Genomic DNA, 25,679 nt, shown 5'->3' on the forward strand with positions numbered 1-25,679 from the left:
CGTCTGATCGGAATCGTCGTCCTCCAGCGCAACTTTCGCTGCGGGCGCCCGACAATCGAAAGACAGCGGGATTGTGGGCTTTCGGGCGCCTGGTTCCGCGAACTTTCGGGAGGTAGTCATGACGGGAATCACCCAAGCCGGATCCACGCCGCGCACCACGACCGCCAGCAACCTGAAGGTCGGCCTGAGCGAGGCGGAGCTGACCAAGAACCTGGGCCTCATCGAGAAGACGGTGGACCGCGCGCTCGCGGACATCGAGTCTGCGGTGAAGTCCCTGAAGCAGCTCGGCGAGAACTCGTTCACCTCCGAGTCGCGCGCGGGTGAGACGGGCTTCGCGGCGGGTTCGGGTGGCTGCTTCCCCACGGAGAAGCCGGAGCCGGTCATCGCCGGTGACCCGCTGCGCACCGCGGACAAGCTCAAGGTCGACTCCAACGGCACCATCACCACGCCGGGCGGGTACAAGATCGAGCAGCTGGGCCAGTTCGAGTGGAAGATCTCCGGTCCGGACGGCAAGAGCACCCGCGTCTGGGGCGACCCGCACGTCGACGAGAGCGACGGCGGCAAGTTCGACTTCAAGCGCAACACCACGTTCGCCCTGCCGGACGGCACGGAAATCCACGTGACGACCAAGCCCTGGGGCAACGGGATGACCGTCACGGGTGAGCTGAGCATCACCAACGGCGACGACCACATCAAGGTCACCGACATCGACAAGGGCAAGGGCAAGGTCGGTGAGCTGACCAAGGATGGCTACGAGGCCAAGGTCGGCTTCCGCTGGGACGACTTCCAGAACACCGACGCCAACCTGCTGGTGATGGGCCAGGAGTCCGACGACTGGTCGCACCTGGGCAAGGAAGTCACCGGCGACGAGGGTGGCGGCGACAAGTTCAAGACGGGCAAGGACCTGGTCCGCGGCGAGCTGTACCCGACGCTGGGCAAGGTGGCGGAGCGCACCAAGGAGGAGCCGGCCCAGTCGACGAGCTCCACCTCCACCAAGCCCGCGACGAAGAAGCCGACCAAGCAGGAGGTCGCCTCCACCCGCGACGCGCTGCTGTCGAAGATCTCCGAGGCCCTGGGCCGCGTGTTCGACACGCTCAAGGGCGTGAAGGACGAGGTCAAGGCGGACAAGGCGGAGGCTCGCAAGCAGCTGGAGACGCGCTTCAAGAACATCTCCAAGCTCTTCCGCGCGGTGGATGAGATCCAGTCGCTGAATGATATGGTCAAGACCCGGAACGTCTTCTTCTGACCTTGACCCGCAGGACGGGGGACCCGGCGACGGGTCCCTCCCGAGGTGGCCGTGAGCAGCAAGCCCGAGCGTGCGGAGCCGCAGGTCCCCGATGAGGTCCAGGTGCCCAAGGACCTGGCCGAGCAGGTCATCCGGGGTGACATCCAGCTCTCCCAGTTCCTGGGATTGAGCCGGGAGCGTCTCTACGAGTACGCGGCCGCGGGCCACGGCATGCTGCAGGCGGGCCGCACGCGCCTGGCCCTCGACATCTTCGAGGGCCTGGTGGCGGCCGCCCCGAAGGACCCCGTCTTCCTCACGCAACTGGGCGCCACGTACCTGACGCTCGAGCGCCTGGATGACGCCTTCGGCGCGTATGACCGGGCCCTGAAGCTGCTGGGCACGCACGTCGACGCGCTCGTGGGCCGGGGCGAGGTGCACCTGCGCCGGGGCAACATCCCGGAGGGCCTGAGGGACCTGAGCCGCGCCATCGAGTGCGACCCGGGCCTCGAGAAGCGCTCCACCCAGCGCGCGCGCAGCACCCTGCTGGGCCTGAAGAAGCAGGCGGATCAGATCAAGGCCGCCCGCCCAGGCTCCACGTCCCGGAAGTAGTCGGCAGTTCCCGTCACCGTCAGGCCGCGTCTCCCTCCGGAAGGCCCGTGGCCCTCCGGAGCGCTCACGCGCCCGCGAAGACGGCGATCATCAGCCCCAGGAACAAGAGCCCCACCGTGGCCATGACGATGAGCGGGACGAGCTTCTGCTTGTCCTTGAGCGCGTCGAACTTGCCAGGCGCCGGCGGCTCCTCCTCGACGGGGGCCGGCTCGACGTAGGGCGGGGCGGGCTCCTCGGCCGCGTTCTCCTCGACGGCGGGTTCCTCCGCGGCGGCCTCCTGGACGGGGGCGGGCTCCGGCTCCGGAGGAGGCTCAGGCTCCTCGACCTTGGGCTCGCGGCGCGGGGGGGCGGGGCGCTGGGGCGACGGGGGCGGCGAGGCCTTGGCCTCCGGGGCCAACTGCACGGGCTCCTCGGCGGGCTCGGACGGGTCCACGTAGAGGAAGCGCGTCGCGCCCACCTCCAACTCGTCGTTGTCCTTGAGCGTCTTGCGGTTGATCCGCTTCTTGTTGACCTTGATGCCGTTGCGGCTGCCCAGGTCCTCGACGTGGGTGCCGGACCAGTCCCGGCGAATCTTGGCGTGCTTGCGCGAGATGAGGTCGTCCTGCAGGAGGATGTCGACCTCCTTCTCGTCCCGGCCGATGAGGAGCTCCGACGCGTCGGCGATCTCGATGCGCTCGCCCTCGCGGGGCCCGTTCATGATGCGCAGGTAGCGCTCCTCGGCGCCGGACAGCCCCCGCATCACGTCCTTCAGGTTCCCGCGGGCGATGAAGGACGTCTTCTCCGACGTGACGTCGCCGTTGAGCTCCGTCATCTTCTCGAAGCGCACGTCGTACTGGGCGATGGCGACGACGTCGCCGTTGCGCAGGAGGCGCTTCTCGCCCTTGGGCAGGGGCTTGCCGTTGAGCTGGGTGCCGAAGGCGCTGCCCAGGTCCTCCAGGAAGAAGAGGTTGCCCTCCTGGCAGATGCGCGCGTGGTTGCGCGACACCGCCTGCTGGGGGAGCACCACCTGGCAGGACTTGTCCCTTCCCAGGGTGATGACCGAGTCCGCAAGGACGTGCTCGGTGCCCTGGGCCCCTTTTTCGCTGCGTTGCGTGACGGTGAGGCGGACGCTCATCGAGGAGGTGCTTGGAGGGGGACGCCGTGCATCAGAACGTCGCGTTGCTCAGGTACTTCTCGCACGACTGATACTCGGTGGGGAACTCTTCCGCGGTCGCATATTTCATGAAGTTCTTGCATGCCACCTGCGCGTGCTCGTGCTTGTCGGCGTCCTGGAAGAGCTGGAACAGGCCGAAGTGGCACGGGGCGAACTTGGCGTCCAGCTTCACGCACTTCTTGTAGGTGGACTCCTCCTCGGCCAGGAGGCCCTTCTCCCGGTACTGGCGGGCCAGCATGAAGAGCGCGGGGGCGGAGTTCTCCGCCTGCTGGGTGTCTCGCAGCTCCTTCATGCCCGCGTCGGTGAGGGCCGCCTTGCGCTGGGCCAGGGCCAGGTTGTTGATGCAACTGGTGGCCTTGGGGTCCAACTGGACGCAGTTGGCGAAGGCCTCGCGGGCCTCCGGGAACCGGGCCACCTCCAGCAGCGCCGTGCCCAGGTCGTGCCACATCTCCGGCGCGTCCGGGGTCAGCGAGGTGGCCTGGGCGATGCTCTCGATGGCGTCCTCGTACTGGCCCTCCTCGTACGCGATGACGCCCAGCGTGTGGTGCGCGGCGGCCAGGCTCGGGTTGACGGCCAGCAGGGTGCGCAGCTCCTTCTTCGCCGCCTCCAGCTTCTTCATCTTCATCAAGGTCAGCGCCAGGTTGTAGCGCGTGTCCAGGTTGTCCGGGTTGACCTTGAGGGCGCGGCGGAAGTTGTCGTGCGCCTTCCCGTAGGCGCCTTCCTGCAGGTAGATGTAGCCGAGGTTCTGGTACGCCTGGAGCTGCTCCTGGTTGTAGCGCAGCGCCTTGATGAAGTGCTTCTTGGCGTCCTCGGTGCGTCCGGCGGACAGCGCGATGATGCCCTTGTTGGCCCACAGGTCCGCGTACTGGGGGGAGAACTCCAGGCCCAGGTCGCAGTAGACCTCCGCGCGGACCAGGTCGCCCTTGTGCAGCTCCTGCGTGCAGAGCTCGTTGTTGATGAGCGCCCGCTCGTGCGGTGGGGGCGTGGTGAGACACCCGGCGAGGGGGAGCGCACAGACCAGGGTCAGCGACAGGGCGAAGCGGCTCGAACGCATGGCCGGGGGAGTGTAGGAGAGCGACCCCGGCGGGCGCAACGCCCGGGCTCGGGCTGAATCCGTGCTGATTTCCAAGGGTTGCAGCGGTTAGAGTGACCGCCCATGCGTACCTTGCTCTGCACCGTCGTCTTCACGCTGGCCCTGTTCGGGGCCGCGCCGGCCCATGCCCAGTTCGCCAACCGCAGCCTGGGGCTGTCGCTGGGTTACATGGACTTCAACGACACCAAGGGGTTGGACGACACGATGTTCGTGGGCATCGACGCCAGCCTCTACATCGAGAATGGCTTCGAGGTCGTCTCGCTGTCGAAGATCGCCTTCCCCAAGGACACGACGGACCCGCGCCAGAAGCGCGTCGTGGGCCTGGCCCCGTCGCTGGGCCTGCGCTACCTGTTCATGGAGGAGAGCATCCGGCCCTACATCGGCTCCGACGTGAGCTACCTCATCGTCCTCAAGAGCACGACGAGCAACTTCATCGGCATCGGGCCCAACGTGGGCGTGGACTTCTTCGTGTCGGACTCGGTGAGCCTGGGCGTGCGCGGGCAGTACAACTTCTACATCGCGCTCAACGAGAAGACGCAGACGACGCTGACGCTGTCGGCGGGCGCGGCGGCGTACTTCTAGCCGCTACGACGCCCGGAGCCGGGCGGGCAGGGCGCGGGAGCCGGGGGGCGGCAGCAGGGCGGCCGCCACCAGCAGCGCCCATTTCTCGTCGGACAGGTGGTCCGGCTTCTCCAGCGCCAGCGCGTCGCGCAGCCGCGCGGCCAGGGCGGAGAACAGGCGCAGCCGGGCCTCCATGCGCAGCTCCTCGCGGCGCAGGGCGGCGGTGAGCACCAGCTCCCGCTCCTCCGTCGTCAGCCGCTTCACCCGCGACACGAAGAGCGGATCCGCCAGCAGGCCGTCCTCGGCGGAGGCCCCCAGCGCGGAGGGCACCTTCAGCCGGCGCTCGCGCACGACGATGGTGCCGGCGAGCATGTCCCCCAGCCGCTGCTGGGAGCCGGACACGAGCGCGGAGACCCCACCCACGAGGTAGAGCAGCGGCAGCCGGTCCACCACACGCGCCAGGTTCCGCAACGCGGCGTGGTAGAAGCCGATGCGTACGCCGCTCTCCTGGATGACCCGCAGGCCCAGGGCGCGCTTGCCCACCGTCTGTCCACTCCACGCCGTCTCCAGGGTGATGCCGTAGCCCCAGTCCATCAGGAAGTAGACGACGATTCCCAGCGCGCTGGCGGCGCCCGGGAAGGCCATCATCACCACGTTCAGGAAGAACAGCGCCGCGGCCGTCAGCGCCCCGACGATGACGGTGTCGAGGAGCCAGGCCAGGAAGCGCGAGTAGATGCCCGCGAGGGTGAAGCGGAACTCCACGTACTCCGGTGTAAGCACCGTGTGGGTGCCGTCCAGCAGCGTGTCGGTCGCGGTCGTCACCCGCGCAGTCTAGCCGCGTCCGTCGCCCGGCGGGCGACCTCCCGCGCACCACGGGTCGCCCCGCAGGGGGAGGCGCCCCCCGACCCGTGGGGCCGCCTCGTGGGAGAGGCGGGCGGACGGGCGTCTGTGTTATTCATGGCTGTCGGGGTGGTGGGGTAGTCTCCCCGCCCCTCGCGCATCGTGGCCGCCTCCGACACATCCTCATGGGACCGCCGTCTCTGGCCGGCGGCCGCCTTCCAGTTCGCGCTCATCGCCGGGGTGACGCAGCTCAAGACCGCCGCGAACGCGCTGGTGTTGTCGCGCTTCGAGTCGGACGTGCTGCCCTACCTGTACCTCCTGGGCGCGTTGATGACGGCGGCGCTGACGGTGTTGCCGCGCTCGAAGCCGGACTCGCCGCTGGAGTCTCCGGGCGTGCTGACGGGGCTGGGTGGGGTGGTGTCGTTGATCCTCGCGGCGGCGCTGTCCGCGGGGCAGCGCACGCCGGCGCTGGCGCTGTACCTCTTCGCGGACACCTTCTCCACGGTGGTGTCGTTCCGCTTCTGGGGCCGCATGGCGGCGGCGTTCGACGCGCGCGAGGCGCGGCGGGCCTTCACCGCGCTCAACGGCTTCGCCATGGGCGGAGGCATCGTCGGCGGTCTGCTGGTGCAGGGGCTGGCGGAGCGGCTGGGCACGCCCGCCATGGTGGTGAGCGGCGCGCTCGGGTTGCTGGCGGCGGGCGCCATCTTCCACCACCTGTACCGGGGGCTTCCGCCTCCTCCCCCGCAGCGGCGGCCCGCGGCCACGTCGTTCATGGCGTGGAGCTACCTGGCGGAGAGCCCCTACGCGCAGGTGCTCGCGGCGGTGGGCATCTCCTTCGCGGTGCTGTCGTCGTTCGTGGACTACCTCTTCCGGCTGCGGCTGGAGGGCACGCTGAGCGAGGACGCGCTCGCGGCGCTGTTCGGCTCGCTGCAGTTGTGGATCGGCCTGTTCTGCGTGGCGTTCCAGCTGCTCCTGACGCAGCGGCTGCTCAAGCGGCTGGGCCTCCTGCGCTACGTCGCGCTGGTGCCGCTGGTGCTCGCGCCGCTGGCGGGCGCGACGCTGGTCACCCCGAGCCTGTGGCCGGTGCACCTGTTGCGGCTGGTGGAGACGGCGGTCAGCTACTCCATCCTCCCGGTGGGCATCCAGTTGCTGTACGCGGCGGTGCCGGACGACCAGCGCGAGGGGCTGCGCTCGGCGGTGGACGGGTTGTTGCGCAAGGCGGGCGTGGTGGTGGCGGGCCTGCTGCTCATCGGCGCGGGACGCACGGCCACGGGCGTCACCATGGCGGCGGCGGTGGTGGGCATGTGCGCGGCGCTCGGCCTGCTGCTGGTGCGCCTGAAGCCCGCGTACGTCGCGGCGCTCGGGGAGCAGGTGGGGGCGCCGGAGGAAGAGGAGGTGGCGCTGGAGGGCGAGGAGGAGCAGCGCCTGCTGGCGGAGGCCCTGGCGGCGCCCGCGCCCGACCGCGTGCTGCGCGCGGTGGACATGATGGAGCAGGCGAACGTGCCGCTGCGCCCGCACCTGCCCGCGCTCCTGCGCCACCCGAGCGAGCGCGTGCTGGAGCGCGGCGTGGCGCTGGCGCTGGAGCTGGACGCGCGCGAGCTGGCGCCGGTGCTGGAGCGCCTGGTGGAGGAGGGGCCGCGCCGTCCGAGAGACCAGGCCGTGTGGGCCCTGGCCCGGCTGTCGCCGGAGCGCGCCACGCGGCTGTTGCCGCCGCTGCTCCAGCACCCGGACGTGGGCCTGCGCTGCGCGGCCATCGGCGCGCTGGTGAAGACGACGGGCAGCGCGGTGGCGCTGGCCTCGCTCGAGGAGCTGCTGGCGCGCGGCGAGGGCGCGCCCGTGGCGGAGCGGCGCGAGGTGTCGAAGCTCCTCGGGCGCCTGCAGGACAAGCGCTTCGGCGCCGCGCTGGCGCGCTACCTGGATGACGGGGACAGCACGGTGCGGCGCGTGGCGCTCGCGGCGGTGGGGCAGGGTGGTTACGTGGACCTGGCGCCCCGGGTGCTGCCGTTCCTGACCTGGCGCGAGGAGCGCAAGACGGCGCGCGAGGCGCTGGTGGCGCTGGGGGACGACGTCACGCCGCTGGTCGAGGAGCAGCTCAACAACAAGCGGGCGCCCCTGACCATGCGCCTGCAACTGCCCCGCGTGCTGCGCGGAATCGGCACGCCGGCGGCGCAGGACGCGCTGCTCTTCTCCAACGTCCGTGACGACGCGTCGCTGCACTTCCGCATCGGCGCCCAGTTGTCGCGGCTGCGCGACGAGCACCCCGAGCACCCGGTGGACGTGGAGCGCGTGTACGAGGCGCTGGGGCGCCGCCGCGACGTCTACCGCTCGCTCGTGGGGGCGTACCGTGACGTCCGGGCCGCGCTGGGCGACGGCTCGCTGCTCACCCGGGCCGTGGGCGACCGGCTGGACCAGGCGCTCGAAATCTCCTTCTTCCTGTTGGGGTTGTTGGACGCGTCGCATCGCATGCGCGGCATCCACTACAACCTGGTGGGCAAGGACCCCCGGCGGCGGGCCCTGGCGTTGGAGCTCCTGGACAACCTGCTGTCCGAGGACGTCCGCGAGCTGGTGATGGAGCAGGTGGAGGCGCACCACAAGGAGCTGCCTCCGGGCGCGTCGGGTCGGCTGTGGCGCCGGCTGGCGGCGCTGGTGCAGAGCGAGGACGTGGTGCTGCGCGCGTGCGCGCGTCACATCGCGCGGGTCAACGGGCTGGACGTGCTCCCGCAGGAGGGTGAGTTGAGCGACCGCATTGTCCAACGGATGTTCGCCCTGGAGGGCGTCAGCGTCTTCTCGCAGAGCGACGTGGACGACATCGCGGCCATCGCCGCCGTGGCGCGCGAGGGCTCCTTCCTCGCGGGTGAGCGCATCTACGCCCAGGGAGACCCGGGGGACGCGCTCTACGTCATCGTCGAGGGCGCCATCGACGCGTTCCACGACGGCGAGCACGTCCTGCGCTTCCAGGGCAAGCAGGCCTTCGGCGAGGTGAGTCTCCTGGACGGCGCGCCCCGGCCCACGGACATGGTGGCCGCGGTGGACACGCGCGTGCTCATCATCGACCGGCGCGACTTCCTCGACCTGCTGGCGGACCGCCCGGAGCTGCTCACCGGCTTCTTCCGCGCCGTGAGCCTCCAGCTCCAGGCGCTCATCGCGCTGCCGGACTCTCGCGAGACGGGTGAGCGGCTGGAGATGACCGCGCCGCAACCTCCCGCCGCGCCGCCCCTGCCCACGGGCCCCGTCTCCGACACCCCCGAGTCTCCCGACGTGCCGCGCCGCTCCCGCGGCGACGCGTGACGCGGGGGCTCACCCCACGCGGATGGCCTCCTCGGTGCCGCCGTGCCCCGGAGCGGGCGTCTGGGGCGGCTCGTCACCCCGGGCCTCCGCCGCCTCGCGGCGCGCGTGGTGCTCGAGGTCGAGGATGTGCGCCGAGGCCACCGGGATGAGCGGGCGGACGAAGAACTTCAGCGGGGCGAACGAGCCCACGAAGCGGACGAACGCGAGGCCCGCGTAGGCGTAGGGGTGGCGCTCCACGCTCGCCATGGGCGCGAAGAGCTCGGCGGAGCGCTTGTTCCAGGTGGCGCCGTAGCGCTGGAGCACGCCCCACCGCAGCCCGGGCACGCGGGTGGTGAGCCACGTCCAGCCGCGCAGGAACCACGGCGCGGTCTGCGACGCGACCGGCTCCCAGGCCCGCGCGCTCTTCGCGGCGGTGAACACCACCAGCCACCACATGCCCCACAGCGAGGAGATGGCGGTGAAGACGGGGCTGCTCAGGCCGAAGCAGAAGAAGGGCGAGGCCAGGAACGCCACGGCCGGCACGCCCACGGCGAAGAGGATCATCGCCCGCCAGCGGCGCCGCACCTTCTTCTGGAGCCACTGGAAGTTGATGCGCAAGCGCGGCCGGAGGGCCTCGTCCTCCGGCTCGACGCCCGTCAGCAGGCTCGCGTTCCGGGAGACGACGTCGTGATAGTCGCGCGACAACGCGAGGACGACCCACTGAGCGAGCTGGAGCGCCGCGAACAGCGCCACCCAGAACGCGATGATGCCGTACGAGAAGCGACGGGCGAACCAGCCCCGGCCCTCGCCCTCGTCGTCGTCCGTGTCGATGTTCGTCCGGACCTTGGGCGCGCGCGAGGAGCTGCGGGTTCGCGCGTCGGTCTTCGTCTTCACGGTCGTCTTCGCGGGTTCGGCGTCGGTGGTCGCCTCGTTCGCGGAGGCGGGCGGCGCTCCGGAGGCGGGCGTGTCCTCGCCCCGGTTGAGCTCCACGAAGAGCGCCGCGAGGGCCTGGGCCACCGCCTTGCGGTCCTTGCCCTCCTTCGCCGCGGTCTGGAGGTCGCGGATGCGCTCCCGCAGCGCGGGGGACAGCTCCTCGAGGTCGTCGTCGTCGAGGGAGTCCAACGCCTCCGAGACCTGGGCCTCCTCGTTGGCCGCCGGCGATGCCGTGGGGTCGGATTCTCCATGGGCCGCCACCTCGCCCGGATCCGCGGCCGGGGCGGGCGCCTGCGCTGTCGCCGGAGCGGGCGTCTCCTGCTCCGGGGGCGACGACTGCCGGAGGGCGGGCTCACCCGTTGTCGGTGACGGCGTGGGGGAGCCCTCCGGCCTCGCGTCCGCCGTCGTGGGACCCCCCCCGGCCGCGCCACCCTCGCGCGTCCGCTCCAGGAGCCGTTGCGCGCGGCTCCTCGCGGCCTCACCCTCCTGGAGCCTCCGCTCCAGGTCCTGCCGGGCCTTGTCGTGCGCGGCGTCACTCTGCTGGAGGCTCGGCGCCAGGACGCGCTCCACGGCCTCGCGCGCGGTCCGCTTCGCCTCGAGGCGCCGGGCCACCTCCAACGCCTTCCCCCTCGCCGAGGGGTCGTCCGTCTCTTGCGCCACCGCGTTGGCGATGTCCTCGATGCTCTCCGCCAGCGACGTCTTCGCCTCTTGCCGCGACTCCTCGTCCGCCTTGGGCTTGCTCGCCTCCCGGGCGGAGCCCATGCACGTCAACGCGAGCACCAGCGCCGCCAAGGTCTGGAGGCACGCCACCCGCAGGTATTGCCGCCGCGCCACCGGATCCGCCAGCAACGCCCGCCCGATGTGGAACGGCAGGCTCAGCCCGTGGATGAACTGGCGGACCGGCCCGGTCGGCATGGGGCCGCCCCCATGCTCTTGGAAGTGGGTCGCGCCCTTTCTCAGGTCTTCCAAGAAATCCTGTGCCAGGACCTGGCCAAGGGAGGGGGATTCGCTCCGCGCATCCTGCTTTTGCCCGCCTCGTGATGAGGACGAGCCCTCGGGGCCCTGGCGATCCGGCACGGCTCTCACAGTATCACGTCTCGAGTTGTGCTAAAGGCGCTGTCGTGATCTCGAACCCTCCTTACCGCCCCCGTCCCTTCCGCCAGTCTCGTCTGTCCGGCGCGTTGGTCCTCGCGCTCGGCGCCCTGGCCGGCTGCGAGAAGAGCAGTCCTCCCCCTGCCGCTCCGGCCGCAGAGCAGCCGGCGCCCGCCCCCGCGAAGCCCGCGGTCCCCAGCGAGGTGACGTTGCTCATCACCGGCGGCGCGTTCGGTCAGCTCCAGCCCGTCGACGGCAAGGGTGGCGCGGCCGAGCTGCTCGGCCAGTGGGTGAAGGACGAGAAGCACTGCCCCGGCCCGGTGAAGGAGGGTCAGGCGTCGTGCCCCGACTCCGGCACGCTGGCGCTCGCCACGGGTGACCACTGGAACGGCCCCGCGCTGTCGTCCTTCTTCCTGGGCGCCCCCACGGCGGAGGTCATGGGCCGCATGGGCTACGCGGCGTCCGCCATGGGCAACCACGAGCTGGCGTTCGGCAAGGACGCCTTCATCAAGAACCGCTCGGTGGGCGGCTTCCCGTTCCTCGCCGCGAACCTCCGCGTGAAGGACCCCGCGCTGGCGGGCGACCTGTCCCTGCCCGCGTTCCAGGTGTTCGAGCGCCGCGGCCTCAAGGTCGGCGTGGTGGGCCTGGCGTCGGAGAAGACGGTGCGCACGGCCATGGCTGGTCGCGCGGAGGGCCTGGAGGTGACGGGGTACGAGGAGGCGCTGACGAGCGCGGTGGACGAGGCCCGCAAGGCCGGCGCCGAGACGCTCGTCGTCCTGGCCGACGCCTGCGTCACCGACCTGCAGCCGGTCGTGGGCAAGCACCCTGAGTGGAAGCTGGCGGTCGTGGCCGGTGGCCGCTGCCCCCAGCCGGTCTACTCGAAGGAGAACGGCGTCATCTTCGCGTCGCTGGACCGCGGCTTCTCCCGCTACCTGCGCGCGCACATCACCTTCGACCCGGCGAAGGCCGCCGCGGACAAGATCACCACCGTCGAGGGCAAGCTGGTCGACGCGACGGGCGGCGCCCCGGACGCGGAGACGGCGCAGCTCATCGCCAAGTGGAAGGCGCAGCTCGACGAGGCGCTGGGCCAGCAGATCGGCTTCTCCAAGGCGGGCATCAAGCAGGGCTCGCCGCAGATGGCGCAGTGGGTGGCGGGCGCGGTGCGTGACTCGCTCGGCACCGACGTGGCCATCCTCAACCGGGGTGGCATCCGCGGCGACCTGCCGGCCGGCGCGGTGACGCGCGGCAACATCTACTCCGTCATGCCGTTCGAGAACTCGCTGGTCGTCGTGAAGCTCAAGGGCGAGGACCTGGCCCGGCAGCTCGCCAACCCCCAGGCGCTCGTCGCCGGCTTCTCCGCCGCGGGCAAGAACAAGTTCAAGGACGCCAAGGGCAAGCCGCTCGACCCCAAGAAGGAGTACTCCGTGGCGACGGTAGAGTACCTCTACTTCGGCGGCGACAACTTCGAGTTCGAGAAGCTGGCCCCGGAGCCCACCGAGACGGGCATGGCCTGGCAGACGCCGGTCGTCGACTGGACCAAGTCGCTCGAGACGAACGAGAAGAAGCCGCTCGAGAACCAGCTCAGGAAGTAGTCCGCATCCCCTCCGTGGGAGGCACGAGGCGCCGGTGGGTCCTTCGCGGACCGCCGGCGCTTCGCCGTTTCAGGGCGCCCCTTCGTGTGTGTCGGGCGCGCCGCGCGGCGTCGACGACGTGGCCTCGTTGGAGCCACACACCGCCTCGTAGCGCGCCAGCGTGTCGTGCACCGTCTGGCGCAGCCGGTCGGGGACGCCCTCGTAGAGCATCTCCACCGCCAGCTGCTGCGCGGCCAGCGCCTCGCGGCAGCGGCCCAGTTGGAAGAGCAGGGTGGAGTAGGTGTCCAGCACGCTGGCGTTGCCAGGGGCCAGCGCGAGCGCCTGCTGCGCCGCCGCCAGCCCCTTCTCCGGCTGCGTCGTGCGCGCGTAGAAGAGCGCCAGCCCGTTCTGGGCCCCCACGCTGTCCGGCAGCAGCTCCACCGCGCGCTGCCACGCCGCCTCCTGCGCCTCTCCCGTGTCGCCCATGGCGTCCAGGGACCGCGCGAGCGCGTCCCAGGCCTGGCCGCTGCGAGGGTGCCGCTCCACCAACTGCCGTGCCCGCTCCAGGCGGGTGGCCGGGTCCGTCGCGGAGCGGATGCGCAGCAGGGCCACCGACACGTTCCACGGGTCCTCGCGGATGGCCTGGGCCATCTCCCGCTCGGCCTTCTCCTGGCGCTCCTCGGGGGACGCGGCGCCGGGCGTCATCAGGATGAGGCGCGCGCGGATGGCGTGCACCTCCGCCGGCTCGAGCGGCTGGATGCGAATCACCCCGGACACGGGGAAGAGCGGCGCGGTGATGCTCGGGTAGTAGACGTGCCGCCCGCCATGCACGTACGCGTGGACCTGTCCGGCGAGGTCCTTCACGCCCGCGAAGGACTGCTCCCACGCCAGGCGGGGCTCCTCGCCGCGCATGAGGCGCTTCTGGAAGCGCTCGAAGCGCTCGGAGTGCTGGCTGATGAAGAAGTGCACCCACAGCCACGCGGACGCGTAGTACTGGCGCGACTCCGCGGAGCCCAACAGCCCCTTGCGGTCCCACTCCCACAGCTCGTCCAGGGTGCGCCAGCCGCTGCGCCGCACGTGGTCGAAGAAGTGGGCGTGCAGCGTGCCCAGCACGACCTCCTGCTTCTCCGGCTTGAGGTAGATGGTCTCCAGATAGGTGGCCAGCCCCTCCGCCAGCCAGCGCGGCTGCCGCACCAGGGCGAACTGCGAGAGGTAGTGCGTCAGCTCGTGGGCCTGGATGGAGATGTCCGTGGGGTCCTCGCTCAGCGCGTAGCCGTTGCCCGCCATCACCAGCACGGGGCCGTCCGTCGTGGTGGCGGAGAAGCCCTCGATGGCGACGTTGGTGAACTCGGACAGCTCGCGCCGGTTTCGCAGGACGATGACCTCCACCGTGCCCGGGGGATCGAAGCTGCCGCCCCAGGCCTGCAAGAGGCCCTGGCGGAGCATCTCCAGCTCTTGCGCGGCCTCCTCGGCGGTTTCGACGTCCAGGTCGGTGCGGATGCTGAAGTGGGGACTGCGCGCCTCCACCCACGGGCGACCTCCCTCCGCCGGGCAAAGGGCTCGCATGGAGCTGCACCCCGAGAGCAGGGCCAGGACCATCCCCAGGAACGCCATCCGACACGTCATGGGCCTGTTTTCCCACAACCGCCGCTTTTCGGGCAGGGTGGGGACGCCCGTCGCCTGAGCTAGAGTGGGGGCATGGAGATGGCGGAGTTCATCGAGTCGCGGCGGCCACGGTGGGAGCAACTGGAGCGCCTGCTCGACGCGTCAGAGCTGCGAGGCCTGCGGGGCCTCAGCCTCGAGGAGGCGCGCTCGCTCGGGAAGCTCTACCGCGCCGTGTCGAGCGACCTGCTCTGGGTGAGGGCCCGCAGCGGCTCGGCGGACGTGAGCGCCTATCTCAACGACCTGGTGGGCCGCGCCTACGCCCTGACGTACCCGGGACGGCGGCCCAGGTTCGCGGACGTCTGGGCCTTCGTGTCCCGGGGCTTCCCGGCGCTCCTTCACCACGAGTGGCGCATGTACGCGGCCGCGCTCCTGCTGTTCCTCGCCGGCCTGGGGTTCGGCTACCTGGGCATGCTGGTGGACCCGGACGCCGCGCACTTCCTGGTGCCCGCCGAGCACCTGGACCTGGACCCGGTGAAGCGCGCGGCCACGGAGGCGTCGGGGGAGGGGATGACGACGGGCCAGCAGGCCATGTTCTCCTCGTACCTCTTCACCCACAACATCCAGGTGGCGTTCCTGGCCTTCGCGCTCGGGGTGACGCTGGGCCTGGGCACCGCGGTGATGCTGTTCGTCAACGGCCTGTTCCTGGGCGCGCTCGCGCAGGTGTACGCCGCCAAGGGCCTGGCCGGTTGGTTCTGGGCGTGGATCCTCCCGCACGGCATCCCCGAAATCACCGCCATCTGCATCGCGGGCGCGGCGGGGCTCGTCATCTCGCGCGGGCTGGTGGCGCCCAAGGGCCTGCCCCGGGGACAGGCGCTGCGCAAGGAGTCGGTGACGGCGGTGAAGCTGCTGTTCGGCACGCTCGCCCTGTTCGTGCTCGCCGGCTGCATCGAGGGCACGGTGTCGCAGATCCACCCGCCGAAGCTGTCGGTGGCGTTCAAGGTGACGTTCGCGCTCGTGGTGGGCGCGGGCGTGTACGCCTACCTGCTGTCGGACTGGCTGCGCGGCGCGCGGGAGAAGTCGCGCGCGCTGGACGCCGCCCCGGCCCCCTGACGGGCGGGCCCTCCGGACGTCGCGGCGGCGTGCTACACCCGTTCGCCGTGCCCGAGCCGATGTCCCTGCCCCCGCTGCCCCCCAGTCCCGAGGTCCTCATCGAGTGCCCGCGCTTCTCCTTCGTGAAGCGCCGCGCGGACGGCTCCGTGGACTTCGTGTCGCCGCTGCCCTGCCCGTACAACTACGGCAGCATCCCGGGCCTGATGTCGGACGACGGCGACCCGCTCGACGCGGTGGTGATGGGGCCTCGCCTGGCGCGAGGGCTGCGCGTGCGCATGCCGGTGCAGGGCGTCCTCGGCTTCATCGACGCGGGCCGGGGCGACCCGAAGGTCGTCTGCGCCATGGCGCCGTTGAGCGAGGCGGAGCGCGCCGGGCTGGAGACCTTCTTCCGGGTCTACGCCTTCTTCAAGCGCGGGCTGCACCGCGTGCGCGGCGACGTGCCGGACACGCGCTTCGTCGGCTGGTTGCCGCCACCGTCGGCGTCCTTCGCCTCCTGAGCACGCGCGGGGGCTACAACACGCCCCGGGCCTTGATGTCGAGGTAGCGGTTCACCGCCGCGAGGCTCAGGTCATCCGGCTGCACGTCGAGCATCTGCACGCCGCCCTGGCTCACCCGGGCCTTGAGGGCCTCGCGGTCCACGAGCAGCTCCGACGCCACGGCGTGCTGGAAGCCCTCCTCGGGACCGGAGGGTGGGGTGCGCAGCAGGTTCTGGAGCGCGGTGTCCTTCACCGACAGGCACAGGGGCACGTGGCGCCGCGCCAGCCGTTGCAGCGGGGCCACCATGGTGGCGGCCTGCTCCTCGTCGAGGAAGTCCGTGAAGACGCACAGCAGGCTGCGCCGCGTGAGGCGGACGTTCAGCTCCTTGAAGAGCGCCAGGTAGTCCACGTACGTCAGGTGCGGCGTGGTCGAGTAGAGCGCGTCGACGATCTTGCGGTACTGCCCGCGTCCGGCCGCGGGGGGCAGGTACGTCTTCACGCCGTCCGCGAACACCGCCAGCCCCACGCGGTCCCCGTTGCGCACGGCGACGAAGGCGAGGAAGAGCGCCGCGTTCACCGCGTGGTCCAGCTTGGTGAGCCCTTCCACCTGGGCGGCCATGGAGCGGCCCGCGTCGACGCAGATGAGGATGGACTGCGAGCGCTCCGACTCCATCACCCGCGTCACCGGCTTGCCCCGGCGGGCCGTGGCCTTCCAGTCCACGTCGCGCCCGCTGTCGCCCTGGGCGTAGTCGCGCAGGCGGGCGAACTCGCTGCCCCGGCCGTCCCGGCGAAGCTGCCGCAGGCCCAGGTTCACCAGGTCCAGCATGGCCCCGGACAGCAGCATGCGGTTGGCGCCTCGCAGGTCCGGGTACACGGAGATGGCCTGCGCGGCCGGGATGGCGCGCTCGTGCTGCACCAGCCCCAGGGGCCCCTGCACGCGCACCGCGATGTCCCCGAAGTCGAAGCGCCCGCGCTTGGACGGCGTCACCCGGTACACCCAGCGCGTCTCGCTCTGGGGGGCCACCTCCAGCCAGGCCTCGTCGGGCGCGGCGGTGAACGACTCCGGCACGCTGTCCTTCACGCGCAGCTCCACCGCGCGCGTGCCCCGGTGCACCAGCCGCAGCTCCACCTTGTTGGGCACGCCGACGTTGAGCCGCTGTGGCAGCCTGCGCAGCACCTCCACCCGCGCCGCGCGCGCGACGAGGAAGTCCACGCCGGCCAGCACCAGCGCCAGCGCGTCGAGCGCCAGCACCGCGCCGCCCAGGCCCGGCATGAAGCCCGCGGCCATCATGGGCACGGCCAGCAGGGCCACCAGGGCCCACAGGCGCCCCGTGGGAATCACCGCGGGACCTCCACCGACTGGACCACCTCGCGCAGCACCTCCGAGGGCGTGGCGCCGTCCAGCTCCGCGTCGGGGGACAGCAGCAGGCGGTGCTTGAGCACCGGGCCCGCCAGGAAGCGCACGTCATCCGGCGTGACGAAGCTGCGCCCGCGCAGCGCCGCCAGCGCCTTGGCCGCCAGCAGCAGGTGCACGCCCGCGCGCGGCCCCGCGCCCAGGCGGATGCGGCCCGAGGCGCGCGTGGCCGCCACCAGCTTGCGGATGTACGTCAGCACCGGCGGCTCCACGTTGACCTCGTTGACCGCGGCGCGCGCGGCCAGGATGCCGTCCTTCGTCACGGCCGGGCCCACGCCCGCCCGCGTCAGGTCGCCCGCGTCGAAGCCGCGGTGCACGGACGCGAGGATGGCGTCCTCCTCGTCCGGCGAGGGGTAGCCCACGTCGATCTTCAACAGGAAGCGGTCGAGCTGCGCCTCGGGCAGCGGATAGGTGCCCTCGGACTCCACGGGGTTCTGCGTGGCGAACACCGTGAAGAGGGGCGACAGCGGCATGTGCCGGCCCTCGAGCGACACGCCGCGCTCCTGCATGGCCTCCAGCAGCGCGGACTGCGTCTTGGCGGGCGCGCGGTTGATTTCGTCCGCCAGCAAGAGGTCCGTGAAGATGGGGCCGCGCACCAGCACGAAGGCCTGGGACTTCAGGTCGAAGACGCTCGTGCCGAGGATGTCCGCGGGCATCAGGTCCGGGGTGAACTGGATGCGCTTGAAGTCCGCGCCGATGCCGCGCGCCAGCGCCTTGGCCATCAGCGTCTTGGCCACGCCGGGCACACCCTCCAGCAGGATGTGGCCACCGGCGATGAGGCCACACAGCATCAGCTCCAGCGCCTCGTCCTGCCCCACCACGGCCTTGCGCACCTGGGACAGCACGCCGTCGCGGATGGCGTTGGCGGCCTGCACGGCGGAGCCGGAGGGGACGAGCGAATGGAGGGAGTCGGTCGCGTTCATGAGGTTCCGGGAGTGCTGCGCCGGGCGTTGCCGGCGGAGTGGATGCGTTGTCGCAGCCGGGCCGCCATCGCGGCGAGCTGCTGGATGTCGGCGTCGCTGGCCGCCGTCTCGGAGAGGGCCGTCACGTCGCCCAGGCCCTGGGCCAGGTCCTTGCGTCCGCGCTCGGCCAGCGCCTCGCACGTGGCCGTGGGGGAGGCGTGCGCCGGGAGCCCGGCGTGGAAGGCCAGCTCCTGCGTCAGCCCGCGGGAGACGAGCTTCGCGGCGAAGCCGTGGTGGCGGCCCTCGCGGTACAGCCGGGCCATGGCGAACAGCGCGTCGGTGGCGCCCACGCGCGCGGACTCGGGAGGGGGCTGCGGCCGGCCGAAGCGCTTGAGCGCCAGGGACCACAGCAGCACGCCCGCGAACAACTGGAGCACCGCGAACTGCAGCCCGTAGCGCCGCGCGAAGTCCACCACCGAGCGCTCGTTGGTGAAGCCGTGGTGGAACTCGTCGAACTCGTACGGGCCGGGCCCCAGCGCGGCGAGGCTGCTCAGCCAGAACTGCGCGTTGTCCGCGCGCGCGAGCCCCCGGTTCATCGCCAGCTCGGGCGCGCCCACCACCAGCACCCGCCCCTGGCCGTGCGGCACCACGGCGGCCACCGTGAAGCCCAGGCGCTCGTCCTCCAGCACCGGCACCGCGGGCGCGGGCAGCTCCAAGAAGGCCTGCACCTTCACCTCCACGCGCTCCACGCCGCGCGTGTAGGGCGTGGGCATGGGCGGCACCAGCGTGCGCATGGGCAGCGTCGTGTCCGCCTTCATCAGCTTGACGCCCAGCGCGTCCAGGAGCGGGTTCTCCCGCGAGCCCCAGGGCACGTAGACCAGGGAGCCCCCCGCGGCCACGCGCTCCAGCACCTGCGTCACCTCGCTGTCTTCCAGGGCGCTCGTGCGCAGCGTATTGAAGCCCGTGCGGGGCACGTCCTCGTCGGACAGGCCGGCGTCCGGCTCGTCGGAGGCCAGCTGCGTCTGCTCCAGGTCGTCCTCGCGCGCGCCCGCCACCTCCACCGCCAGCAGCACGGGCAGGGCGGGCGCGTCCTTCGAGATGACGCGCAGGTCCGACATGCGGCGCGTGACGGGCAGGCCGCTCTCCTCCGCGAAGAGGTAGAGGGCGCGAGCGCCGTCCTCCTGCGCGCGGAAGGTGGAGAGCGTGTCGGCGAACTCGCCACGGCGCGCGCCCTGGACCAGGTACGTGCCGAGCACCCCGGTGAGCACCAGCAGGCCCACCACCAGCCATGGGAAACGGTCACGCACCGGCGGCCTCCGGCGTGGGCGCGGCCGCGAGCATGGGCGCGGTGAGGGTGCGGAACTCCTGGTAGCCCGCGCTGCCCACGGGGGTGTTGCCATACCACGCGAAGTCGAAGCGCAGCGTCAGCTCGCGGAAGCGCGGCTTCCACTCGGCGCGCCCCTTGAACTGGCGCAGGTAGTCCCAGTTCGACAGCGTCACGTCGTACAGGATGGCCCCGTCGCGGTGCAGCCGCGACAGCAGCGCCAGGTACAGGCTGCGCACGGCCTCGCGGTACTGCCCCTTCGCCGCGAGCTCGTCGGCCAGGTGGGCCCAGCCCTCGGGGGGACGCGACAGCGCGTGCATCGGGTCTCCGGCCAGCCTCCGGGTGTCGAGCGTGGCCACCTCCAGCGCCTCCTGGGCCCGCGCCTTCCGGGGGCCCCCCAGCACGCGGATGAGCACCACGCCCAGCAACACGAGCGTGGCCGTCACCAGCAGCATCACCAGCACGTTGGCGACGGTGTTCGCGCTCACGAAGGAGGAAGACGGGTCGGAGGGCTCGGGCGCCGCGTCGCGCTCGAAGAGCTTCTTGAGCAGCTCCCCCAGCCAGTCGAGGAAGCGGCGGAACCAGCCCGGGACTTCGGGAGGCGGGGCCTCCTCCTTGGGCGCGACCTCCTTGGGCGGCGCCACCGCGAACTCGGCGCGGGCGAGGATGTCGCGGGCCCTCGAGGACGCGGCCCGCGCGTCCGTCCCGGAGGAGGGCCCGGCCGTCGCGGCGCCCTGGACGAGGCCGTGCTCGAGCAGGGACATGGCGGCGTCGCAGTCCTCCTCGTCGTAGGCGGTGCGCTCCACGGCGCGCACCAGCCGTTGCAGCTTGCCCTGCTCCGCGGGGCCCAGCTCCCCGAGCACGTCGAGCCGGGCGTCACGGGTCGGGGGATGCTCCTCGTCCGAGCAGGCGGTGGTGACGGCCTCGAGGCGCTTCGCCGCGTCCTTGCCGGAGGCGACGGGGGGGCGGGCCGGGGTGTCGTCGGCGCGCGCGGGCGGGGCCGTCAGGAGCGCGCCGGCCACGAGCACCAGCGCGAGCCCGGCCGCGTGGCGCGAGCCCAGGGGCTTGCCCGTGTTGCGCGCCGGCAGTTGCTGCACGGCGGCGAGCAGGTCCAGGCCCTCCTGCCGCACACGCCCGTCCACCAGCAGCAGCGTCGCGGTCGCGGCGCGCACGGGCTCGAAGAGCGCGAAGGTGAGGGAGGCGAGGAACAGCAGCCACGGCGGGCTGTCCAGCGACGCGAAACGCTCCGCGAACGTCAGGTCGATGCCCACCAGCTTGCGCAGGAGGAACAGCAGGAAGTTGGCCCCCGCGTGCAGGTTGACGAAGACCAGGACCTGGACGGCCATGAGGAGGCGCACCTGCAGCGCGGTGCCGCGCGCGGGGCCCAACTGCCGCGTGCACAGCCCATACAGGCCCAGGAGCCGCCCGCGCCCCTGCATCACCACCGCGTAGCCCACGCCCTGCGCGGCGAAGAGGAAGAAGCCGATGCCCAGCGTGAGCAGCAGCACCAGCCAGTTGAAGGCGAAGAGGTAGCCCACCGCGACGAGGAGGCCGGGGAGCCGCTGGAGCGCTGCCTTCACCGACGCCCCGATGGAGGGCTCCGCCGCGCCGTCGAGCAGCAGCGCCTGCACGTGGTGCGTCGCCGCGCCCTGGCACAGGCCCCGCAGGTACCACGCGGCGGTGAGCGCCAGGGCGGGGACGAACAGCGGGTGCCCCAGCCGGGCCTCCTCCACGACGTACAGCACGGCGGCGATGACGGCCACGCCGCCGGGGAGGGTGAGGGCCCAGACGCCGGTGTTGCGCGCACACAGCCGGAGCGCGGCGTCCAACAGGGCCAGGGCGGAGCGGGGGCGGAGCTCGAGCGCGGAGACGGCCATGGGTCAGCTCACCGCCGCCGCGAGGGCCAGCATGCCGACCCAGACGATGCCCATTCCCACGACGGCGAGCAGCACGTTGCCCACCGTCCACTCGCGCCGCTCGCCCGGCCCCTCCAGCGCCTTGAGCCGCGTGGAGAGGCACGACGCGCACCGGTTGATGCCCTCGAACTGGGTGGTGCACTCCCGGCAGATGACGCGCCGGCACTCCACGCAGACGCCGAGGCCGGCGCGCTCCGGGTGGTAGTGGCAGCGGCCCGAGCCCTGAATCATGCCGCCACCTTACGCAATCCAGGGCCCGTTGCACCACTGCCACCACGAGGGGCTACAGCTCGTCGAGGAACTCGTCGTTGTAGGTGTAGCGCGACAGCCGCTTGACGAGCGCCTCCATGGCCTCCACCGGCTTCACGGAGAAGAGCATCTGCCGCAGCTTCTTCACCTTCTCGTATTCCCGCATGCTGAAGAGCTTCTCCTCCTTGCGGGTGCCGGACTGGGAGATGTTGACGGCCGGGAAGACGCGCTTCTCCGCCAGGAGCCGGTCGAGGGTGACCTCGGAGTTTCCGGTGCCCTTGAACTCCTCGAAGATGACCTCGTCCATGCGGCTGCCGGTGTCGATGAGCGCCGTGCCGATGATGGTCAGCGAGCCGGCCTCCTCCGTCGCGCGCGCCGCGCCGAAGATGCGCTTGGGGCGCTCCAGCGCGCGGCTGTCCACGCCGCCCGTCATCGTGCGGCCGGAGTTGTCCGTCTCCTTGTTGTAGGCGCGCGCCAGGCGGGTGATGGAGTCGAGCAGGATGACCACGTCCCGCCCGGCCTCGACCAGGCGGCGGGCGCGCTCCAGGGCCAGCTCCGCCACCTTGAGGTGGTCACCGGTGGGCCGGTCCGAGCTGGACGCGAGCACCTCCGCCTTGATGCTGCGGCGCATGTCCGTGACTTCCTCGGGGCGCTCGTCGATGAGCACCACCATGACGTGCACCTCCGGGTGGTTGGAGATGACCGCCTGGGCGATGCGCTGGAGCATGATGGTCTTGCCCGTCTTCGGCGGCGCGACGATGAGCGCGCGCTGCCCCTTGCCGATGGGCGAGACGAGGTCCAGCACCCGCGTCACCATCTCCTTGTGGCCGTTCTCCAGCTTGAGCCGGTCGGTCGGGTCCACGGAGGTGAGGTCCGCGAAGTGGGGCAGGCGGGGCGCGCCGTCCAGCGGCCGGCCGTCCACCGTGTCCACGCGCTGGATGACGCCCTTGTGGCCGCGCATCTGCGCGAAGGCCGTGAGGTACTGGCCCTGCCGCAGCCGCAGCTTCTGCACCAGGTTCTTCGGCAGCTCCGGGTCGTCCGGCGCCGCCAGCAGGTTGCGCTTGAGCTGACGCAAAAACGCGTTGGGGCCCTTCGCCTCCGTGTCCAGCACGCCCTCCACCGGGGTCAGGTTCGCCTGCTGCGCGCCCTGGTTCTGTCCGCCGCCGTGGTGCTGCTGGCGCGGGTGCTGCTGCTGCTGGCCGCCGCCGCCCGGGGTCTGCTGCTGCTGCTGCTGCTGCTGTTGCTGCTGGGCCTGCCGCTGCCGGTACTGCTCCAGCTCCTGCGGCGTCAGGAAGACCTGCACCTGCTGGCCGTCCGGCCCCGCCGTCATCCGGTAGGCCTGACCGTCCGGCGTGAAGAGCACCTGCGCGCCACGACGACGGCGGCGGCGGCGACGGCGACGGCCGCCCGCCTGCCCGGGCTGTCCACCAGGGCCGCCACCGGGGGCGGAACCGCCGCCCGCGCCCTCGCCCTCGTCACCCCCGTCGTCGTCGCCGTCGTCGCCCCCCTCGTCGTCCACCTCGGGAGGCGGCGCGGGGCGGGCTGCCGCCGGAATCGGGGGGGCATCACGGGGGTCGCGGTTGTCGGAATTTTCACTCATGGGGTTTCCAGACCGATGGCGTCCCACACGGGGCCGTCCCGAGGGGATGGCGGGGGGACGCGAGGTGACTCAGGCTGTGGGACAGGGAACCGGGCGCGGGGCCCTGGGTACGCAGGCCGAAACCGCCGGTCCCTGGAGCACCCTGGCGGCCCGGAAGCCGACCGGGGTGCATGTGGAACACTAACAGAGGAAGCGCGGCGCGCTCCCGGTTTTTTCGGCCCGGTGTTGGGGGCCGGACCTCCCGCCCGTTCCCGGCGCCGTCAGCGGATGGTGAGGGTGAAGGGCAGCATCGCCTTCATCCCGGGTGTCAGCATCTCCACGCTCAGCCCCGCCTCCCGGGCCAGCTCCACCAGGGACGGCGGGAGGGCCTGGGGCGGTTGGGGGAGCAGGGCGAGCGCCGCCCGGACCCCCGGCTCCCCGCCCGCGCCGGAGAAGAAGCCCCGGGCCTCGCCCATCAGTTGCAGGTCCAGCTCCTCGCTGTCCGGGATGCCCGCGTGACGCCGCGCGGACGCCACCGCGTCGTGCAGGCCCCCCAGCCGGTCCACCAGGCCCCGCGCCAGCGCGTCGCTGCCGCTCCACACGCGGCCCCGCGCCACCTCGTCCACCGCGGCCTTGTCCATGTTCCGCGCCTGGGCGACCTCCGTGATGAACATGTCGTAGGACGCGTCCACCCACTTCTGGGCGGTGACCTGCTCCTCCGGTGTCCACGGGCGCCACATGGAGAAGAGGTCGGCCATGGGCGCGCGGGGCAGGCTCTCCACGGTGAGGCCCAGCTTGTCGCCCAGCAGGCCCTGGAGCGCGGGCTTGATGTAGAACACGCCGATGCTCCCGGTGACCGTCGTGGGCAGGGCGTAGATCTCCTTCGCCGCCATGGCCGCGTAGTAGCCGCCGGAGGCCGCCGTGTCGCCCATGGAGGCGATGACGGGCTTGGCCTTCGCCGCGTCCCGCACCGCCTGGTACATGAGGTGCGAGGCCAGCACGTCCCCACCGCCGGAGTCGACGCGCAGCACGATGGCCACCACGGACGGGTCCGACTTCGCCTCCTCCAGCGCGAGCACCACCGTCTCCGCGCCCGCGATGCGGCTGAAGCCCAGCGGGTCCTCGCGGCTGCGCCCCCCGGCGATGTTGCCGAGCACCGGCACCACGGCGATGCGACGGCGGCGACCCCAGCGCCCCTCGCGCTCGTCGCGCGGGCCGTACGTCGTGCTGAAGTGGCCCCGGGGCACCAGCTCGCGCACCTTCGCGTCCAGCTCCGACGGGGCGATGATGCCGTCGATGAAGCCCAGCTCCTGGGCGCGCCTGGGCGTGGGCAGGCCCTCCACCCACAGCTCGCGCAGCTTCTCCAGCGGCACCTTGCGGCCCTCCGTCACCGCGCGCTCGTACCAGGCCACCTCCGTGTCCAGGAGCGCGTTGGCGGACTCGCGCGCCGCGTCGCTCGCCACGTCCAGGGTGAGCTGCTCCGGGGCCGTCTTGTACTTGCCCACGCGCGCCACGTCCCAGTGCACGCCCAGCTTCTGCATCGTCCCGCCCGCCGTGAGCAGCTGCGCGGACAGGCCGTTGACCTGAAGGAACGACTCCGGCACCGCGTAGATGCGGTCCGCCGCGGAGGCGATGAAGTAGCCCCGGTCGTCCACCGTCAGGAGCACCGCCATCACCCGCTTGCCCGCGGCGCGCAGCCTCAGCACCGCCTGACGCAGCTCCTCCGCCTTGCCCCAGTCCACGTCGGGCAGGCCCTCCATCTTCAGCACCACGCCCGCGAGCCGCGGGTCCTTCTCCGCCAGGTCCAGCCAGCGCGACAGCCGCAGGTACGGGTCCGTCGCGCTGATGCCCAGGAGCGTCGAGAGCGCGGTGCCCCCGCCGGACAGCGCGTCGTTCAGGTCCAGCAGCGTCACCACGCCGCCCGAGGCCCTGAGCGAGCGGTAGCTCTCCGAGGACAGGCGCACGCCGATGACGTGGTCGGTGCCGTCGCTCCCGCCGCCGACCGCGTACGTCAGGCCCAGGTGTCGGCTGTCGACCGTCGCCGAAACCTGGAGCGCCACCGGCACCGCGTCCACGAAGCCGTGGGACACGCCGGCCCCCAGCCGCAGGCCGGGGATGACCTCCGCCTGGAGGGTGTAGGTGGCCTGTCCCTCGCGGAAGGCGCCCTCGGTGAACAGCCAGTCGATGCCCAGCGTGAAGCGCTCGCCGAGCGGGCGCACCCCCAGGCCCAGGTCGTAGCTGCGCTTGATTTTCAACGCCCCCTCGCGCGGGGCGTTGAGGTCCCTGGCCACCGCCGCCAGCGACAAGGCCCGCATGGGCCGCGCGGTGAAGCCCACGTCGAAGGTGTCCAGCGCGTCGATGTCGGCGTCGTCCGAATTGAAGGCGTGCCACGACGCGCCCAACTGCAGCGTCCGCGTGCCCAGCGACAGGCCCAGCGTCGTGCGCCGGTAGTGCGGCTCGTCGTGGCCGCGGATCCACTCCATGGACGCGCCCAGCCCCAGGCCCAACAGGCGCGCGCCCAGGAAGACGCCGTCACCCAGGCTGTCCTCCTCGAGGTTGCGCTCGTGCAGGTAGAAGAGCTGGGCGGAGTCGACGAAGCCCAGGCCCGCGGGGTTGAGCGAGAGGGCGGGGGCCTCGTCGATGAGCGCCGCGCCCGTGGGCGGCAGCGTCATGCCCCGCGTGGGGACGGGGGGCTGGACGATGTTGCTCGTCTGGGCCAGCGCGAGCGACGGGAGCAGCAGGAGGGCGAGCAGGCGCATG

The 25,679-nt window shown here is 71.9% G+C and carries 19 protein-coding genes; 7 read left to right on the top strand and 12 right to left on the bottom strand.

Going from position 1 to position 25,679, the window contains the following annotated elements; all coding sequences use genetic code 11:
* Positions 1-118 precede the first annotated feature (118 nt).
* Complete coding sequence (locus LZ198_RS01945; RefSeq protein WP_253970114.1) at positions 119-1,246, top strand: DUF1521 domain-containing protein; 1,128 nt, start codon at positions 119-121, stop codon at positions 1,244-1,246.
* A gap of 51 nt (positions 1,247-1,297) precedes the next feature.
* Positions 1,298-1,834 carry a tetratricopeptide repeat protein gene (locus tag LZ198_RS01950; protein ID WP_253970115.1) on the top strand — a complete coding sequence of 179 codons (537 nt, stop codon included), beginning with the start codon at positions 1,298-1,300 and terminating at the stop codon, positions 1,832-1,834.
* A 64-nt stretch (positions 1,835-1,898) separates the two neighbouring features.
* Here LZ198_RS01950 and LZ198_RS01955 read toward each other — a convergent pair whose 3' ends face one another.
* Both LZ198_RS01955 and LZ198_RS01960 read right to left on the bottom strand, forming a co-directional pair.
* Positions 1,899-2,948, bottom strand: a complete 1,050-nt coding sequence (locus LZ198_RS01955) for an FHA domain-containing protein (protein ID WP_253970116.1) — start codon at positions 2,946-2,948, stop codon at positions 1,899-1,901.
* Positions 2,949-2,979: 31 nt separating this feature from the next.
* Positions 2,980-4,041, bottom strand: coding sequence for a tetratricopeptide repeat protein (locus LZ198_RS01960; RefSeq protein ID WP_253970117.1), 1,062 nt, complete (start codon positions 4,039-4,041; stop codon positions 2,980-2,982).
* Between the two features lie 102 nt (positions 4,042-4,143).
* Here LZ198_RS01960 and LZ198_RS01965 point away from each other — a divergent pair, with 102 nt between their 5' ends.
* Entirely contained in the window at positions 4,144-4,662 is a 519-nt protein-coding gene (locus LZ198_RS01965) for a hypothetical protein (protein ID WP_253970118.1), read from the top strand.
* Positions 4,663-4,665: 3 nt separating this feature from the next.
* On the opposite strand, the gene LZ198_RS01970 is transcribed toward LZ198_RS01965, so the two are convergent.
* A complete protein-coding gene (locus LZ198_RS01970) occupies positions 4,666-5,463 on the bottom strand; it encodes an RDD family protein (protein ID WP_253970119.1) in 798 nt (265 codons plus the stop codon).
* A 180-nt stretch (positions 5,464-5,643) separates the two neighbouring features.
* On the opposite strand from LZ198_RS01970, the gene LZ198_RS01975 reads away from it, so the two are divergent.
* On the top strand, positions 5,644-8,769 hold the full coding sequence (locus LZ198_RS01975; protein WP_253970120.1) for a cyclic nucleotide-binding domain-containing protein: 3,126 nt from the start codon (positions 5,644-5,646) through the stop codon (positions 8,767-8,769).
* A 9-nt stretch (positions 8,770-8,778) separates the two neighbouring features.
* On the opposite strand, the gene LZ198_RS01980 is transcribed toward LZ198_RS01975, so the two are convergent.
* Positions 8,779-10,596, bottom strand: coding sequence for a coiled-coil domain-containing protein (locus LZ198_RS01980; protein ID WP_253970121.1), 1,818 nt, complete (start codon positions 10,594-10,596; stop codon positions 8,779-8,781).
* Between the two features lie 209 nt (positions 10,597-10,805).
* Between LZ198_RS01980 and LZ198_RS01985 the strand changes: the two genes are divergently transcribed.
* Positions 10,806-12,365 (top strand): bifunctional metallophosphatase/5'-nucleotidase, encoded by a 1,560-nt coding sequence (locus tag LZ198_RS01985; RefSeq protein WP_253970255.1) that lies wholly within the window; start codon positions 10,806-10,808, stop codon positions 12,363-12,365.
* Positions 12,366-12,434: 69 nt separating this feature from the next.
* On the opposite strand, the gene LZ198_RS01990 is transcribed toward LZ198_RS01985, so the two are convergent.
* The gene (locus LZ198_RS01990) at positions 12,435-13,970 is read right to left on the bottom strand and encodes a tetratricopeptide repeat protein (RefSeq protein ID WP_253970122.1); all 1,536 of its coding nucleotides are present in this window, start codon (positions 13,968-13,970) and stop codon (positions 12,435-12,437) included.
* A gap of 72 nt (positions 13,971-14,042) precedes the next feature.
* Here LZ198_RS01990 and LZ198_RS01995 point away from each other — a divergent pair, with 72 nt between their 5' ends.
* Together LZ198_RS01995 and LZ198_RS02000 are read left to right on the top strand one after the other, a co-directional pair.
* Positions 14,043-15,059, top strand: coding sequence for a stage II sporulation protein M (locus LZ198_RS01995; RefSeq protein WP_253970123.1), 1,017 nt, complete (start codon positions 14,043-14,045; stop codon positions 15,057-15,059).
* A 59-nt stretch (positions 15,060-15,118) separates the two neighbouring features.
* Entirely contained in the window at positions 15,119-15,556 is a 438-nt protein-coding gene (locus tag LZ198_RS02000; protein WP_253970256.1) for an inorganic diphosphatase, read from the top strand.
* Between the two features lie 13 nt (positions 15,557-15,569).
* Here LZ198_RS02000 and LZ198_RS02005 read toward each other — a convergent pair whose 3' ends face one another.
* The 7 genes from LZ198_RS02005 to sppA form a co-directional block, all read right to left on the bottom strand.
* The gene (locus LZ198_RS02005) at positions 15,570-16,877 is read right to left on the bottom strand and encodes a DUF58 domain-containing protein (RefSeq protein WP_253970124.1); all 1,308 of its coding nucleotides are present in this window, start codon (positions 16,875-16,877) and stop codon (positions 15,570-15,572) included.
* The gene (locus LZ198_RS02010) at positions 16,874-17,872 is read right to left on the bottom strand and encodes an AAA family ATPase (protein WP_253970125.1); all 999 of its coding nucleotides are present in this window, start codon (positions 17,870-17,872) and stop codon (positions 16,874-16,876) included. Before LZ198_RS02010 ends, LZ198_RS02005 begins: the two co-directional genes overlap by 4 nt.
* Positions 17,869-19,158 (bottom strand): DUF4350 domain-containing protein, encoded by a 1,290-nt coding sequence (locus LZ198_RS02015; protein ID WP_253970126.1) that lies wholly within the window; start codon positions 19,156-19,158, stop codon positions 17,869-17,871. The genes LZ198_RS02010 and LZ198_RS02015 overlap by 4 nt, the downstream gene beginning before the upstream one ends.
* Positions 19,151-21,052, bottom strand: coding sequence for a DUF4129 domain-containing protein (locus LZ198_RS02020; RefSeq protein WP_253970127.1), 1,902 nt, complete (start codon positions 21,050-21,052; stop codon positions 19,151-19,153). The genes LZ198_RS02015 and LZ198_RS02020 overlap by 8 nt, the downstream gene beginning before the upstream one ends.
* Before the next feature lie 3 nt (positions 21,053-21,055).
* Complete coding sequence (locus tag LZ198_RS02025; RefSeq protein WP_253970128.1) at positions 21,056-21,322, bottom strand: hypothetical protein; 267 nt, start codon at positions 21,320-21,322, stop codon at positions 21,056-21,058.
* Between the two features lie 52 nt (positions 21,323-21,374).
* On the bottom strand, positions 21,375-22,940 hold the full coding sequence (gene rho / locus LZ198_RS02030; protein ID WP_253970129.1) for a transcription termination factor Rho: 1,566 nt from the start codon (positions 22,938-22,940) through the stop codon (positions 21,375-21,377).
* A gap of 260 nt (positions 22,941-23,200) precedes the next feature.
* Positions 23,201-25,678, bottom strand: coding sequence for a signal peptide peptidase SppA (gene sppA / locus LZ198_RS02035; protein ID WP_253970130.1), 2,478 nt, complete (start codon positions 25,676-25,678; stop codon positions 23,201-23,203).
* Position 25,679 lies beyond the last annotated feature (1 nt).

This window comes from Myxococcus dinghuensis (assembly GCF_024198235.1).
GTDB lineage: Bacteria > Myxococcota > Myxococcia > Myxococcales > Myxococcaceae > Myxococcus > Myxococcus dinghuensis.

What these genes read in the sequence shown, in the direction of transcription:
- LZ198_RS01965 (WP_253970118.1), top strand. Translation starts at nt 4,144, where the DNA reads ATGCGTACCTTGCTCTGCACCGTCGTCTTCACGCTGGCCCTGTTCGGG.
- LZ198_RS01945 (WP_253970114.1), top strand. Translation starts at nt 119, where the DNA reads ATGACGGGAATCACCCAAGCCGGATCCACGCCGCGCACCACGACCGCC.
- LZ198_RS02010 (WP_253970125.1), bottom strand. Translation starts at nt 17,872, where the DNA reads ATGAACGCGACCGACTCCCTCCATTCGCTCGTCCCCTCCGGCTCCGCC.
- sppA (WP_253970130.1), bottom strand. Translation starts at nt 25,678, where the DNA reads ATGCGCCTGCTCGCCCTCCTGCTGCTCCCGTCGCTCGCGCTGGCCCAG.
- LZ198_RS02000 (WP_253970256.1), top strand. Translation starts at nt 15,119, where the DNA reads ATGTCCCTGCCCCCGCTGCCCCCCAGTCCCGAGGTCCTCATCGAGTGC.
- LZ198_RS01960 (WP_253970117.1), bottom strand. Translation starts at nt 4,041, where the DNA reads ATGCGTTCGAGCCGCTTCGCCCTGTCGCTGACCCTGGTCTGTGCGCTC.
- LZ198_RS01990 (WP_253970122.1), bottom strand. Translation starts at nt 13,970, where the DNA reads ATGACGTGTCGGATGGCGTTCCTGGGGATGGTCCTGGCCCTGCTCTCG.
- LZ198_RS02025 (WP_253970128.1), bottom strand. Translation starts at nt 21,322, where the DNA reads ATGATTCAGGGCTCGGGCCGCTGCCACTACCACCCGGAGCGCGCCGGC.
- LZ198_RS01995 (WP_253970123.1), top strand. Translation starts at nt 14,043, where the DNA reads ATGGAGATGGCGGAGTTCATCGAGTCGCGGCGGCCACGGTGGGAGCAA.
- LZ198_RS01955 (WP_253970116.1), bottom strand. Translation starts at nt 2,948, where the DNA reads ATGAGCGTCCGCCTCACCGTCACGCAACGCAGCGAAAAAGGGGCCCAG.
- rho (WP_253970129.1), bottom strand. Translation starts at nt 22,940, where the DNA reads ATGAGTGAAAATTCCGACAACCGCGACCCCCGTGATGCCCCCCCGATT.
- LZ198_RS01980 (WP_253970121.1), bottom strand. Translation starts at nt 10,596, where the DNA reads ATGCCGACCGGGCCGGTCCGCCAGTTCATCCACGGGCTGAGCCTGCCG.
- LZ198_RS02020 (WP_253970127.1), bottom strand. Translation starts at nt 21,052, where the DNA reads ATGGCCGTCTCCGCGCTCGAGCTCCGCCCCCGCTCCGCCCTGGCCCTG.